The sequence below is a fragment of the Candidatus Palauibacter sp. genome (genome assembly GCF_965208055.1).
Taxonomy (GTDB): domain Bacteria; phylum Gemmatimonadota; class Gemmatimonadetes; order Palauibacterales; family Palauibacteraceae; genus Palauibacter.
In genome coordinates this window covers 3495836-3509303 of the sequence record NZ_CBDBNY010000004.1, presented here as the reverse complement: position 1 = coordinate 3509303, position 13468 = coordinate 3495836, and the positions used below count along the sequence as shown (strand labels likewise).

Genomic DNA, 13468 nt, shown 5'->3' with positions numbered 1-13468 from the left:
GCCTACACGCGCTCGATGATCTCTTTGCCGAACAGTCCGTACGGACGGACCATGAGGACGATGATGAGGGCGATGTAGGGGACGATCAGGTTGAGCCCGTGGCCGACGTAGCCGCCGGCATAGATCTCCAGGAGGCCGATGATCGCGCCCCCGACGACCGCTCCGCGGATCGAATCGAGGCCGCCCAGGATCACGACCGGAAACACGCGCAGGCCGATCTGCGCGACGTTCGGGGTCACGCCCACGATGTTGCCCAGCATGATGCCCCCGATGGCGGCCGTCACCGCCGCCAGCGCCCACGCGGTCGCGAACACCCGCGGGATGCTGATCCCCATGCTGAGGGCGGCCTGCTGGTCGTCGGCGATGGCCCGCATGGCGATCCCGCTGCGCGTGTGCCGGAAGAAGAGCGCCAGCCCCGCCAGCAGGGCGAGCGCGAGCGGGATCGCCACGAGCCGATCCGCGCCCACCACGGCCGAGCCCAGCATCACCCCTCCCTCGGGCAGGAACGAGGGGAAGGTGCGCGGCTGCGGCCCCCATATCCCGTGCACGATCGCCCGCAGGACGCTCGAGAGGCCGATCGTGACCATGATCATCGAGATGATGGGCTCGCCGATGAGCGGGCGGAGCACCACGCGCTCGACGGCGAGGCCGATCCCCGCCGCCACGAGCATCGTGAGGAGGACGCCCACGGTCCACGGGAGCCCGATCTGGACGAGGGAGAAGAAGATGAGATAGGTCCCGAACAGGAGGAGATCCCCCTGCGCGAAGTTGATGACGTCGCTCGCCTTGTAGATGACGACGAAGCCCACCGCCGCGAGCGCGTAGATCATCCCCGTGCCCAGGCCCGTCACCGTGAGTTGCAGGAACTGGTCCACGGTCACCCCGTTCCGTTCAGTCGCTCGATCCGGAGATCGTGCGTCACATTGGCCGTGCGGCCGTCCTGGTAGGTGATCTCCATGTCCACCGCCACGGCGTCGTCGTCCCCGTACAGCGCCGCGATGAGCGCGTCGAAGCGCTCGGCGATGAACCGGCGGCGGACCTTCCGGGTGCGGGTGAGTTCGGCGTCGTCCGCGTGCAGTTCCTTGTGCAGCAGGAGGAAGCGCCGGATGCGGGCCGCCTCGGGCACGTCCCCGTTCACCGACTCGACGTGCGCGCGCACCAGGTCGTAGACCTCGGGCTTCTGCGACAGGTCCGTGTACGTCGTGTACGCCAGCTGCTGTCGCTCCGCCCACTGGCCCGCGTTCTCGAAGTCGATCGCGATGATCCCCGCCACGTACGGGTGCTCCCCGCCGAAGACCACCGCTTCGCTCACATAGGGGCTGAACTTGAGGAGGTTCTCGATGAACTGGGGCGAGAACGTCGTCCCGTCCGCGAGCAGCATCACGTCCTTCAGGCGGTCGACGACGACGAGGTGGCCCTCTTCGTCGAAGTACCCGGCATCGCCCGAGTGCAGCCATCCGTCCACGAGCGTCTCGCGCGTCGCCTCCGGGTTCTCGAAGTATCCCTGAAAGACGGCCGGTCCGCGGGTGAGGATCTCCCCATCCGCCACCACCTTGACCTCCATGCCGGGCAAGGGCTCCCCGACCGTCTGATACCGGATGTCGCCGTCCCGGTGCAGCACCGAGATCCCGGCGACCTCGGTCTGCCCGTAGATCTGCTTCAGGTTCACGCCGAGCGCGTGGAAGAAGCGGAACACGTCCGGTCCGAGTGCCGCCCCTCCCGTATAGGCATCGCGCAGGCGCCGCAGGCCGAGCTGGTTCTTGATCGGACGCATGGCGACGACCTCAGCGATCCCGCGCCGGATGCGCCGCCAGGCCGTGGGCGACCGCCCCTCGAACTCGTCATCGGCCACTTCCCCTCCGACCCTCATCGCCCACCCCTGGACCCGGCGCTTCAGCGGCGTCGTGTCCTCCACCATCACCTGCACCTCGGAGACGAGGTTCTCCCAGATACGGGGCGGCGAGAACATCACGCGCGGCCCGATCTCGCGCAGGTCCTGCCGCACGGTGCCCGGCTCTTCGGGGAAGTTCACGGGGAAACCCACCAGGAGGTGGCGGGAGACGGTCATCATCTGCTCTCCGATCCAGGCGAGCGGGAGAAACGAGACGAATTCGTCTGCGGCCGCCATCGGGTCCACGTCCTGCAACTGTCCGGCCATGCTGAGCAGATTCGAGTGCGAGAGCACGGCGAGCTTGGGCTTGCTCGTCGTCCCCGAGGTCGTGCACAGGAGCGCGGGGTCGTCCGCCCGGACCGCCTCCAGGGCGGCGGCGTACTCGTGCGGCAGCGCATCGTCGCGCTCGGCCCCCCGGCGCTCCACATCGGGAAACGCGAGCAGCCCGCGCGCCTCGTAGCGGTCCGGTCCGCGCGGATCGTAGTAGACGATGTGCTCCAGGCGCGGCAACGCCTCCCGGATCTCGAGCAGCTTGTCGACCTGCTCCTGGTCCTCGGCGACGACGATCCGCGCCCCGGAGGCCGAGAGCAGATACTCGAGTTCCGTGGCGACCGCGTCCTGGTACAGGCCGAGGGGAAGCGCGCCCAGCGACTGCGCCGCCAGTTCCGCGATGACCCATTCGGGCCGGTTGTCCCCCACGATCGCGATCCGGTCGCCGCCCTCGAGGCCGAGTTCGCGGAGTCCCATCGCGAAGCGGCGCACGCGACGCTCGTATTCGGACCAGGTGACGCTCTGCCAGATGCCGAACTCCTTCTCGCGCATGGCCACGCGCTCTCCCCGACGCGACGCCTGCCGCCGCAGAAGGGCGGGCAGGTTTCCGCCGGCGGATCCGTTGCTCATGGACGTGCCATGCCGCGCTCATGACGCGCTCGCGACACGCTCACGAGACGGCTCCGGCCGCGGATTCGCGGTGGCCCAGGTACGCCTCGATCACGCGGGGATCCGCGCGGACCTCGGCCGGCGAACCCTCGGCGATGACCTGCCCGAACTCGAGCACGATCACGCGCTCGGAGATGTCCATGATCACGTCCATGTCGTGATCGATCACGACGGGCGTGGCCCCCCACTCCTCGTGCACGTCGAGGATGAAGCGGGCCATGGACTCCTTCTCCTCGGAGTTCATCCCGGCCATCGGTTCGTCGAGGAGCAGGATTTCGGGGTCCAGCGCCAGGGCGCGGCCGAGTTCGACGAGCTTCTGCTGTCCGTAGGGGAGGCTGCCGACGATGGCGTGGCGGATCGGCTCGAGATTGAGGAAATCGATCACTTCCTCGACCCGCACGCGGTGATGGATCTCGCGGCGGCGCTGGGGACCCCAGAAGAGTCCGCCGGAGAGGACCCCGCCCCGCATGTGGACATGGCGTCCGAGCATGATGTTGTCGAGCGCGGTCATGTGCTTGAAGAGTTCGATGCCCTGGAAGGTGCGGGCGACGCCCAGCCGGGCGATCCGGTGCGGCTGCAGGCGGTGGAGCGCATGCGACCGGCCCGTCGCGTCCCGCAGGGTGATCGCTCCCTCCGTGGGACGGTAGAGCCCTGAAATACAGTTGAGCACGCTCGTCTTGCCCGCCCCGTTCGGGCCGATGAGCGCGAGGAGTTCGCCGCCGCGGATGCCGAGGCACACGTCCTCGAGCGCCGTCACGCCCCCGAAGCGGAGGGTGACGCCGTCCAGGTGCACGCTGGCTCGGCCGTCGGGCTCGTTCATGTCGGCGCCTGCCGCGGTTCGGGACCGTCCGGGGAGAACCCCGGGGGAAACGGGGGGAGTAGTGTACCGCCGCACCCGATGGGCGTGAAAGATCGGTCTTCGGGTGTTGACGAGCGGGCCCCCGACGATCCTTATCAGCGTATGACCGGTCCTCGACTGCCCTCCGCTCCGATCGTCGTTGCGACGCTGGCCACGGTGCTGGCCACGGTGCTGGTTGCCGCCGCCGTGACGGGCATGGCGGCGCGATCCGACCCGCCGCCCGATCCGCTGGCCGCCGCGGCCGGTTCGTCGGATCTCGGCGAGCGGGCGGCCGCGCGCGACTGGCTCCTCGAGCACGAACCGGGGCTGGCCCAGGCGCAGGCGGAATGGGGCCACGACTTCTACTTCACGCGCGCCATCTACTCCGGCTCCCGAGGCCGGTGGGGAGGACGGGGCGGTAGCTGGGCCACGGACTTCCCGAAGGCCGACCGCCAGTTCCTCTTCATCCTCCATCGTCTGCTCACGATGCTGGACCTGCACGAGTGGGAGAACCCGGTGTCGCTCACCGACCCCGAACTGCGCCGCTTCCCCTTCCTCTACATGCTGGAGGTCGGCTACATGAACCTCTCCGAAGCCGAAATCGAGGGACTGCGCGGCTACCTGGAGGCGGGCGGATTCCTCGTGGTGGACGACTTCTGGGGAGAAGAGGCGTGGTATAACTTCGAGTACCACATGTCGCACATCCTGCCCGGCCGTCAGATCGAGCCGATTCCGCTGGACCATCCGATCTTCCACCAGTTCTACGACATCGACGAGGTCAAGACGGTCCCGAGCGTCAACAACGCCATGCGCGGACGCTACGAGGAGTGCTGGGGACCCTGCCCGCCCACGGTCCGCGGGATCTTCGACGACCGGGGCGAACTGATGGTCGTCATCAACCACAACACGGATCTGGGCGACGCGTGGGAGTGGTCCGAGAACCCGTACTACCCGATCGACCGCTCGACCTACGCGTACGAACTCGCCATCAACTACATCATCTACGGCCTCAGCCACTGATGGGACCGATGTCCCGGCGGCGGTTCGGGGCGCTCGCCCTCGGCGTCGCGGGGGCGGCGGCCACCTCCTGGCCGGTCCGCGCGCTGGGGCGCCAACGGCTGCTCGTGGACGGAGACCGGCTCAACGGCCGCCTCGGCGAACTCGCGCGCTTCAGCAGCGCCACCGAAGGCACGACGCGGCTCGCCTACAGCGACGAGGACCGGGCGGCCCGCGCCTGGCTCTCGGACATCATGGCCGAGCTCGGCCTCGAAGTGCACGTGGACCGGGCCGCCAACCTGATCGGACGCCGGCGCGGCGCCGACCCGTCGCTCGCCCCCATCCTCCTCGGTTCCCACATCGACTCCGTCCCGGCGGGCGGAAGCTACGACGGCCAGGTCGGCTCCATGGGCGCGCTCGAGGCGATCGAGACGCTGGTGGACGCGGGCCGCGAGACCCGGCATCCGCTGGAACTCGCGATCTGGGCTAACGAGGAGGGCGGCAAAACCGGGAGTCGCGCGATCGCGGGCGAGACCCTGCCCTGGGAAGTCGACATCGTCACGGCGAGCGGGTTCACGATCGGCGAGGGCACGCAGCGCCTGGGCGGAGATCTGACCGACCTCGCCGCGGCCCGGCGAGAGGCCGGCAGCCTGGCGGCCTACCTCGAACTGCACATCGAACAGGGGTTCGTCCTCGACCGGGGCGACCTCGACATCGGCGTCGTGCAGGGCATCGTCGGCATCCGCCGCTGGACGGTGACCGTCGACGGGTTCGCGAACCACGCCGGCACGACCCCCATGGACATGCGGCGGGACGCCATGGTGACGGCGGCGCGCATCATCGATGCGGTGCACGTGACCGCGCGGGAACTGCCCGGGCGGCACGTGGCGACGGTCGGCCAGCTCGCCGCCGAGCCCGGGGCGCCCAACGTCATCCCCGGCCGGGTCACTTTCAGCCTCGAGATCCGCGACCTCGCCATGACCGGGATCGACGCCGTCTTCCGGGCGATCCGGGCGCGCGCCGAAGAGATCGCCGCGGCGGACGGCACGACGGTCGCCATCGAACAGTTCTACGAGAGCCGCGCGGCTCCGACCGACCCGCGTCTCCGCGACATCATCGAAGCGGAGGCCCTCGACCTCGGGCTCACGGCGCTCCGCATGCCGAGCGGGGCGGGCCATGACGCGCAGAGCGTCGCGCTGCTGGGACCGGTGGGGATGATCTTCGTGCCGAGCCGCGACGGCATCAGCCACTCGCCACTCGAGTTCACGGAGCCGGATCAGATCACGGCGGGCACGAACGTGCTGCTCCGGACGCTGCTCGCGGTCGACGCGCGCGACCTCTGACCCCGGGCGCGCCCGCAGACCTTCCCTGGCCGGGGCCGCCCGTCAGTTGCCGATCACATCCTTCGAGATGCGCATGGCGACGAGCATGTTCGGCACATCCACGACCTCGGAGATCTTGAGGTCCCCGGCCATCGAAGCGAGTTGGTAGGCCTCCTGGCGGGACAGGTCCCGCGAACTCACCAGGTAGTCGATCATCGCCTCGACGGCGTTCCGGGCCGCCTCGTCGATCGTGGGCGCGAAGCCGGTCACGGCGTAGAACTCATCCGTCTCGTAGTGGGGCGACGGGATCGGCCCGGCCCCCTTGATGACCTCCAGTTCGTAGACGACGCGCAACGGCCCCTCGATCGCCGTGCCGCCCACTTCGCCGTCCCCCTGCGCGATGTGCGGGTCGCCGAGCGAGAAGAGCGCGCCCTCCACCAGAACCGGGAAGTACACCGTCGTGCCCTCGACCAGGTCGCGGTCGTCCATGTTGCCGCCGTTCTGGCGGGGCGGGATGGTGACGAGCATCGAGTCGGTGTCCGGCGCCACCCCCATCACGCCGGGAAACGGACGCAGCGGTATCCGGATCCCGGGCGCGAAACCGACGCTCGTATCCCCCGGCTCGAACTCGAAGATCCTCAGATACGGATCGGGAAACCGGTCCGACAGGAACCCGAATCCGGGGACGTTCGCGACCCAGCCCCAGTCGCCGAGTTCGATCTCGTGCAGCGTGACCGCGAGGAGGTCACCCGGCTCGGCGCCTTCGACGTACACCGGCCCGGTCAGCGGGTGGATGGGATCGAAGCTCAGCGTGGCGAGATCCTCGGCCGTCGACATCGGTGTCAGTTGCCGGTCCGACGCCTCCTCCAGATACGCCTCGATGACGGCGCCCGGCTCGACGGTCAGGATCGGCGGAATCGTCCGGCTCCAGCGGTTGTGCGTCTGGTCCGCCGTCAGCGTGTGCTGGGCCTGCGGTGCGGGCGGTCGTCCTTCTTCGCCTTCTTCGCCGCCCGGAACCGCCGCCGCGGAGTCGGTCCCGCCATCGGGCGCGCAGCCCATCGCAAAGAGGAGCGAGAGGAGCGCGAGGAGCGACCTCCCGACGCAGACTCTGCCGGCCGCCATCACTCTTCGTTCGCGACCGTGAAGTGAAGCGTGTCCACCACCGGCGGATCGAGCGGAATGTGCGCCGGATTGGCCACGACCGCGATGAGCCGGTGCTCTCCGGGCGCGAGCCCTTCCAGCATGTACTCGGTGCTCCCATCCCCCATGTGGATGATCTGGGGGTCGTTCTGCGGGATCAGGTCGGAGAGCGGCGTCAGGTCCACGTCCACGTAGAGGTGATGGTGGCCGGTACCGACCACGGGGGGCGTGATCGAGACGATCTCGATCCCCTCCGTCTCCAGTACGACCTGCACGTCCGGGCCCACGGTCGCGCCCTCTTCCGGCTGCGCGATCCGCACGGTGACCGCCGGCTCGGCCGGCATCTCCTCGGCCATCTCTTCGGGCATCGCTTCGGCCATATCCGCGTCGGCGTCGGCTTGTTCTCCGCCACCGCAGGCTACGGCGAGCGCGAGCGGGGCGATGAGGGCAACGGGGATCCAGCTCGGGCGGGGGAAACGCATGAAACCTCCTGGACGAACGATGCGGCGATGAGACACGGCTTCAGTAACCGCAGATTAGGCAAACTGACCCGCCGACGCGAGATGTGCCCCCTTCCCGACACTCGGGATCCGCCTACTGCCGCATCCCGTCCAGGAGGTCGCGCAGGGCCCCGTATTCGTCGGGGATCGTGACGATCCGCTCGGGCAGGGCCGCCGAGCGTGTGAGCGCCGGAGGCGCCGACGGGTCGATGCCGACCGCGTCGCGCACTACATCGACGAACTTCGCCGGATGCGCGGTCGCGAGAACGATCCCGGTGCCGCCGCGGGCTTCGAGTTCCGCCTTCAGGCCCAGGTACCCCACCGCCGTATGCGCGTCGAGCAGGTAACCGCGTCTCTCGTACACATCGCGCATGGCGGCGCGCGTGGCCGCGTCGTCGAAGGCATGCCCGGCGACATCTCGCCGTAGCGCCGCGAGGGGGTCATCGCCGCCGGAGTAGAGGTGCAGGATGCGCGCGAAGTTGCTCGGGTCGCCGACGTCCATCGCGTTCGAGATCGTAGCCGTCGATGTCCGCGGCCGCAGCCGGCCGGTCCGCAGGTAGCGGGGCACGACGTCGTTGACGTTCGTGGCCGCTACGAACCGGCTGACCGGGAGGCCGAGCCGTTTCGCCAGCAGGCCGGCGGTCAGGTTGCCGAAGTTTCCGCTCGGAGTCGACACGACCAGGTCGGCGCGGCGGGCTCCCGCGACCGCGTCGGGAAGCTGCGCCCACGCGTGAAAGTAATAGAAGACCTGGGGCAGCAGCCGCCCGATGTTGATCGAATTCGCCGAGGCCAGCGGCCGGCGGCGGCGCAGATCGGGATCGGCGAAGGCCCGGCGCGCGAGGCGCTGGCAGTCGTCGAAGGTCCCGTCCACCGCGACTGCGGTCACGTTGCCGCCCAGTGTCGTGAACAGCCGGCGCTGGGCCTCGGTGACGAGGCCGCGCGGGTAGAGTACGCAGACCCGGAAGCCGGGCAGGCCGGAGAACGCGTGCGCGACGGCGCTGCCGGTGTCCCCGCTGGTGGCCACGAGCACGGTGGTGGTGGGCCGGCCGGCGGAGACGAAGCGGGACAGGAGGCGGGCCATCACGCGGGCCGCGATGTCCTTGAAGGCCAGCGTGGGCCCGTGGAAGAGTTCCAGGCAGTACACGCCGGGCTCGATCTCGACCAGGGGCACCGGGAAATCGAGCGCGGCTTCGAGGAGCGGGGCAAGTTCCTCGACGGACACCTCGGCGCCGAAGAGCCGGCGGCCGAGGGACAGCGCGATGGCGGTGAACGGGTGGCCGCGCAGGGCCGAGACCGCCGCGTCCGCCAGCGCATCGAGCCTCTCCGGCACGTAGAGACCGCCGTCCGGGGCCGGACCCTCGAGCAGCGCCTCGCTCAACGTCACGGACGGGGTGCGCCCTTCGGTGCTGACGAAGCGCACGCTCAGTCCCGGTCCCGCGAGCTCCGGGCGTCTTCGATCACTCGCGCTCCCGGGGCCGGCAGGGGCGCGACCCAACGATCGCACTCGCGGCCGGAGGCATCCCGGAGCGTGGCCGCCATCGCTTCCGCGACCTCCCGGGCCCGCGCAGCGCCGTCGCAGAGGGCGAACATCGCGGGCCCACTCCCCGAAAGGCTGCACCCCAGGGCTCCGGCTGCGGTCGCGGCCGCCTTCGCGGCGGCGAAGCCCGGTACGGCCGGCGACCGTGCCGGCTCGGCCACCACATCGGCGAGCGCCCGCGAGAGCAGTTCCAGATCGCCGCGGTAGAGCGCGGCGACAAGCGCCGCGCAGTTGCCCCACTGGGTGACCGCGTGCCGGAGCGGCACCTGGTCGCCCAGCGCGGCGCGGGCATGGCGCGTGTTCACCCCGAGGTGGGGGCGTGCCACCGCGCATGTGAGGCCGGGCGGCACGGGGAGTTCAATCACATCCGGGTCGGGCTCCAGCGAGCGCACGAGAACGAGGCCCCCGAGCAACGAGGGGGCGAGATTGTCCGCGTGCGTACCGCCATCGGACGCGGTTTCGCCGGCCACCGCGTAGCGGAGCAGCGTCTGCGGCGGCAGGTCGAGCCCCAGCAGCGCATCGACGGCCAGGACTGCCGCCACCGCACTTGCCGCGCTCGAGCCGAGCCCGCTCTCCAGGGGCATGCGCTTCTCGATCTCGAGGGTCACGGCCGTGTCGGGGGCCTCGCCCAGCAGGAGGGCCGTTGCGGCCACGCCGGCCGTGTTGCGGTCGGACGCAAGGGGAAGCTCGCCCGCGTCACCGGCGATCGCCGTGATGGTGACCGGGTCCCGTCGCAGAGAGTCCTCCCGCTGATCATGCCGGGAGGCCGTAACGACATCGCCGAGGCCGGCGGGCCCGCCATCGAGGGGTTGGAGCGCCAGACCCAGGATGTCGAAGCCGCAGGCGAGATTCGCCACCGAGGCGGGAGCGAAGGCCCGGACGAAGCGCCGCATTCGGCGACTCAGCGCCCGTAGCGGGCGACGACGAGTTCGGCGGCGAGCACGGCGCCGCCGGCCGCGCCCCGGAGCGTGTTGTGGGAGAGCGCGACGAAACGGGCATCGAGGACCGGGCACTCCCGGAGTCGACCGATGGTGACCGCCATGCCCTTCCCGAATTCGCGGTGCAGGCGCGCCTGAGGTGGTTCGTCGTCGCCCAGATAGACCGTCGGCCGCGGGGGAGCGGACGGCAGGCCAAGCGCCTGGGGCTCGGCCCGAAACGCACGCCAGGCTTCCCGAACTTCGTCGAGCTGCGCGGGCGCGCGGAGCCCGACCGAGATGCAGAGCGTGTGGCCGTCGACGACCGGCACGCGGTTGCACTGCGCCGAGACCGCCAGGGCGGCCGGCTCGATCCTCCCACCCTCCACGCGGCCCAGAATCTTCCCGGTCTCGATTTCCAGCTTCTCCTCCTCTCCCGGGATCCACGGAATCACGTTGTCCAGGATCTGGTAGCTGGAGACACCGGGCAGCCCGGCGCCCGACACCGCCTGCATGGTGACGACGGACACCCGATCAATGCCAATGGTATCGGCCAGAGGTTTGAGCGCGAGCACCAGTCCGATCGTCGAACAGTTGGGGTTGGCGACGATCCCCGCAGGCAGCCGCGCGCCCGCGGCGGGGGCGGCCAGCAGATCCAGGTGATCGGGGTTGACTTCGGGTACGAGCAACGGCACGTCCGCGTCCATGCGGTGGGCACTGGCGTTCGTGACGACGAGACGGCGCCGCGCGAACTCGCGCTCCACCTCGGACGCGACATCGCCTCCGAGCGCCGAGAAGACGAGCTCGTGACGGCCATCCAGGATCTGTTCGCAGGTTCGGACGGTCATTTGGGCGACCCTCTCGTCCAGCGGCTGCGTCTGGACCCAGGTCACCGCGTCCCGGTAGCACTTGCCGGCCGACCGTTCGGAAGCGGCGAGGGCCTCCAGCCGGAACCACGGGTGGTCGGCGAGAAGGCGGACGAACCGCTGGCCCACGGTGCCGGTCGCGCCCAGCACCGCCACCGGAATGCGGGGGCACGGATGCGTCTTCGGGTCGCTCATCACGCCACCCTCCGCTCGGCATGGGCGCGGAGGACGTCGCCGAATACGCCCGCGGCCGTCACCTCGGCGCCCGCCCCCGGTCCCCGCACGATGAGGGGACGGATCTCATACCGCCGACTGCGGAAGATGAACATGTTCTCCGTGGCCGTCAGGCCGGCGGCGGGATGGTCGCGCGGCACGGCCCGCAATCCGACCCTCGCCGCGGGCGCCGGGCCGCGGACGTCCAGTTCGGCAAGATAGGCGAGTTCGCGGCCGTCCCCCCTGGCCTGCGCGAAACGGTCCGCCATCTCTCCATCGGTCTCGGGGAGCCGCCGCCAGAATTCCTCGAGCGGAAGTCCGGCCAGATCCGGCCGGTCGAGCATCGGTCGCACGTCCAGGTCCTCCAGGTCGAGGTCGAAGCCGCAGAGTCGAGCCAGAATGAGCAGTTTGCGAGCCACATCCATGCCGCCGAGATCGTCGCGGGGATCCGGTTCCGTGTACCCGAGGCGATGCGCCCGGCCGATGGCTTCGCTCCACGCCGTCCCGGCGGCCAACTCCGCGGTGAGGTACGCGAGCGTGCCGGAAAACACACCCGAGACTACGTCGATCCGGTCTCCGGCGCGCAGCAGCAGATCCGCCGTATGCAGCACTGGAAGACCCGCGCCGACCGTGGCCTCGTGGAACACCGCCCGCTGTCGGGCCGCGCGCAGTGCGTGAAAGTCCTCGATGGGGCCGGCGAAGGGGAGCTTGTTCGCGCTCACCACCGCCGCGCCGAGTGCCACCGCGTGGCGATAGACCCGGCCCATGCCGGGGCTCGCCGTAAGATCCACGAGCACGGCTCGACCGCCGCCGGCCGCCGCCTCTCCCAGATGATCCAGAAGCCGGCCCGGATCGGCTACCCCTCCCTCCTCCTCCAGAAGCTCGCGCCAGCCTTCGGGGCTGTGAGCGGCCCCGGGATCGAGTTCCCTTCCGGCCCCGCCGGCGAGATGCATGTGTCGGGAGTTCGAGACTGCCCGCAACTCGAAATCGATGCCTCGTCCCCCCGGCGCGTTACGCGCCGCGCTCAACTGACGCAGGAATGCGCTGCCCACGCCGCCCACGCCGAGCACGAAGATGGCCAGCCTCTCGGAAGCCGGACCCCGGAAGAACTCGCGGTGGATGCAGCTCACGGCCAGGTCGAGATCCGCTCGCGCCACCACAGCCGAGATGTTGCGCTCGGAGGAACCCTGTGCGATCGCCCTGACGTTCACGGCTGCCTGCCCCAGGGCGCCGAACACGCGGCCGGAAATGCCGGGCCGGTGTCTCATCCCGTCGCCGACCACGGCGATGATCGCCTGGTCTCGTTCGATGGTCGTCGGGCGCACGGATTCATCCTCGATTTCCGGCTGGAACTCGGCATCGATGGCGCGCCGGACGGCTTCGGACAGGCCTGGTTCGACGGCGAGGCAGATGGAGTGTTCGCTCGATCCCTGCGAGATCAGAATCGCGCTCGCGCCGCAGGAGGCCAAGGCGTCAAACAGCCTTCCCGCGACACCGGCCGCACCGATCAGACCATCGCCCGCGAGCAGCAGCAGGTGAACGTCGCCGATCGATGTGATGCCGGTGACGGCGGTATCGCGAACACGGTCGCTACTCCCGGCGTTTTCGATCAGCGTCCCGGGCCGATCGGGTTCCAGCGAATTGCGAACCACTATCGGGATCCCATGCCGTCGGGCAGGAGCAACGGTCGGCGGATAGACCACCTTCGCGCCGAAATGGGACAACTCCATCAGTTCTTCATAGGTCAGTCTTCCGATCGGGCGCGCGTCCTCCACCCGCCGGGGATCGGCGGTCATCACGCCCGGCACATCGGTCCATATCTCGATACGGTCGGCACCGATGGCCGCGCCGACGAGGGACGCGCTGAGGTCGGACCCGCCGCGTCCCAGGGTTGTCGTTGCGCCGTCCGGACCGCTGCCCAGGAAACCCGTGATGACCTGTAGCGGCGCGTCGGGCCCCAGCGACCCGAAGTAGCTGGCGACCGCGGCCGATGTCCGCGCAAGATCGACGTTCGCCGCGTGAAACGAGAGGTCGGTCAGGATGAAGGCCCGCGAATCGCAGGCTTCCGCCGGCATGTTCTCCGCTCGGAGCGCCGCGGCCACGAGTTCCGCCGACAGAAGTTCGCCGTGGCAAACGACGCGATTCGTCGCTGTGGCCCGGCAGCCGCCCCTAGGAGCCTGCGCCGCAGGAGCGCGGCGGAAGCGATCGGATGCCGCCCGCGGGGTCCCGCGAGCCGAAGTATCGGTCGTTTTCCGGGCGGGAACGCGTTGTTGGCGGGGAGACGGCCCGGCGGGCGGCGTTCGGGCGGGGTC

The 13468-nt window shown here is 70.0% G+C and carries 11 protein-coding genes and 1 pseudogene; 2 read left to right on the top strand and 10 right to left on the bottom strand.

Annotated features, from left to right (window positions below; genetic code table 11):
* Positions 1 to 2: 2 nt before the first annotated feature.
* From ACOGXI_RS15410 to ACOGXI_RS15400, 3 genes are read right to left on the bottom strand one after another with little or no spacing between them, the layout of a single operon-like run.
* On the bottom strand, positions 3 to 875 hold the full coding sequence (locus ACOGXI_RS15410; protein WP_419940221.1) for a branched-chain amino acid ABC transporter permease: 873 nt from the start codon (positions 873 to 875) through the stop codon (positions 3 to 5).
* A 2-nt stretch (positions 876 to 877) separates the two neighbouring features.
* Entirely contained in the window at positions 878 to 2791 is a 1914-nt protein-coding gene (locus ACOGXI_RS15405) for an AMP-binding protein (RefSeq protein ID WP_419939700.1), read from the bottom strand.
* Positions 2792 to 2831: 40 nt separating this feature from the next.
* Positions 2832 to 3650, bottom strand: a complete 819-nt coding sequence (locus ACOGXI_RS15400) for an ABC transporter ATP-binding protein (RefSeq protein WP_419939699.1) — start codon at positions 3648 to 3650, stop codon at positions 2832 to 2834.
* Between the two features lie 141 nt (positions 3651 to 3791).
* On the opposite strand from ACOGXI_RS15400, the gene ACOGXI_RS15395 reads away from it, so the two are divergent.
* The gene (locus tag ACOGXI_RS15395; protein ID WP_419939698.1) at positions 3792 to 4688 is read left to right on the top strand and encodes a DUF4159 domain-containing protein; all 897 of its coding nucleotides are present in this window, start codon (positions 3792 to 3794) and stop codon (positions 4686 to 4688) included.
* 8 nt (positions 4689 to 4696) lie between these two features.
* The gene (locus ACOGXI_RS15390; RefSeq protein ID WP_419939697.1) at positions 4697 to 6007 is read left to right on the top strand and encodes a Zn-dependent hydrolase; all 1311 of its coding nucleotides are present in this window, start codon (positions 4697 to 4699) and stop codon (positions 6005 to 6007) included.
* A 42-nt stretch (positions 6008 to 6049) separates the two neighbouring features.
* On the opposite strand, the gene ACOGXI_RS15385 is transcribed toward ACOGXI_RS15390, so the two are convergent.
* The 7 genes and pseudogenes from ACOGXI_RS15385 to ACOGXI_RS15355 form a co-directional block, all read right to left on the bottom strand.
* Positions 6050 to 7108 (bottom strand): acetamidase/formamidase family protein, encoded by a 1059-nt coding sequence (locus tag ACOGXI_RS15385; RefSeq protein WP_419939696.1) that lies wholly within the window; start codon positions 7106 to 7108, stop codon positions 6050 to 6052.
* A complete protein-coding gene (locus tag ACOGXI_RS15380) occupies positions 7108 to 7608 on the bottom strand; it encodes a DUF4399 domain-containing protein (protein WP_419939695.1) in 501 nt (166 codons plus the stop codon). Before ACOGXI_RS15380 ends, ACOGXI_RS15385 begins: the two co-directional genes overlap by 1 nt.
* 112 nt (positions 7609 to 7720) lie before the next feature.
* Positions 7721 to 9046: a threonine synthase gene (gene thrC, locus ACOGXI_RS15375; protein WP_419939694.1), complete on the bottom strand. Its 1326-nt coding sequence runs from the start codon at positions 9044 to 9046 to the stop codon at positions 7721 to 7723.
* A 2-nt stretch (positions 9047 to 9048) separates the two neighbouring features.
* Positions 9049 to 10056: a homoserine kinase gene (locus tag ACOGXI_RS15370; protein ID WP_419939693.1), complete on the bottom strand. Its 1008-nt coding sequence runs from the start codon at positions 10054 to 10056 to the stop codon at positions 9049 to 9051.
* An 8-nt stretch (positions 10057 to 10064) separates the two neighbouring features.
* Positions 10065 to 11138: an aspartate-semialdehyde dehydrogenase gene (asd, locus tag ACOGXI_RS15365; protein WP_419939692.1), complete on the bottom strand. Its 1074-nt coding sequence runs from the start codon at positions 11136 to 11138 to the stop codon at positions 10065 to 10067.
* Entirely contained in the window at positions 11138 to 12208 is a 1071-nt protein-coding gene (locus tag ACOGXI_RS15360) for a homoserine dehydrogenase (protein ID WP_419940220.1), read from the bottom strand. The genes asd and ACOGXI_RS15360 overlap by 1 nt, the downstream gene beginning before the upstream one ends.
* 63 nt (positions 12209 to 12271) lie before the next feature.
* A pseudogene (locus tag ACOGXI_RS15355) lies at positions 12272 to 13297 on the bottom strand (aspartate kinase); the annotation flags it as partial.
* Positions 13298 to 13468 lie beyond the last annotated feature (171 nt).

Excerpts from the sequence above, each read along its gene's own strand:
- asd (WP_419939692.1), bottom strand. The coding sequence starts at position 11,138 with ATGAGCGACCCGAAGACGCATCCGTGCCCCCGCATTCCGGTGGCGGTG.
- ACOGXI_RS15395 (WP_419939698.1), top strand. The coding sequence starts at position 3,792 with ATGACCGGTCCTCGACTGCCCTCCGCTCCGATCGTCGTTGCGACGCTG.
- ACOGXI_RS15380 (WP_419939695.1), bottom strand. The coding sequence starts at position 7,608 with ATGCGTTTCCCCCGCCCGAGCTGGATCCCCGTTGCCCTCATCGCCCCG.
- ACOGXI_RS15370 (WP_419939693.1), bottom strand. The coding sequence starts at position 10,056 with ATGCGGCGCTTCGTCCGGGCCTTCGCTCCCGCCTCGGTGGCGAATCTC.
- ACOGXI_RS15385 (WP_419939696.1), bottom strand. The coding sequence starts at position 7,108 with ATGGCGGCCGGCAGAGTCTGCGTCGGGAGGTCGCTCCTCGCGCTCCTC.
- ACOGXI_RS15405 (WP_419939700.1), bottom strand. The coding sequence starts at position 2,791 with ATGAGCAACGGATCCGCCGGCGGAAACCTGCCCGCCCTTCTGCGGCGG.
- ACOGXI_RS15400 (WP_419939699.1), bottom strand. The coding sequence starts at position 3,650 with ATGAACGAGCCCGACGGCCGAGCCAGCGTGCACCTGGACGGCGTCACC.
- ACOGXI_RS15390 (WP_419939697.1), top strand. The coding sequence starts at position 4,697 with ATGTCCCGGCGGCGGTTCGGGGCGCTCGCCCTCGGCGTCGCGGGGGCG.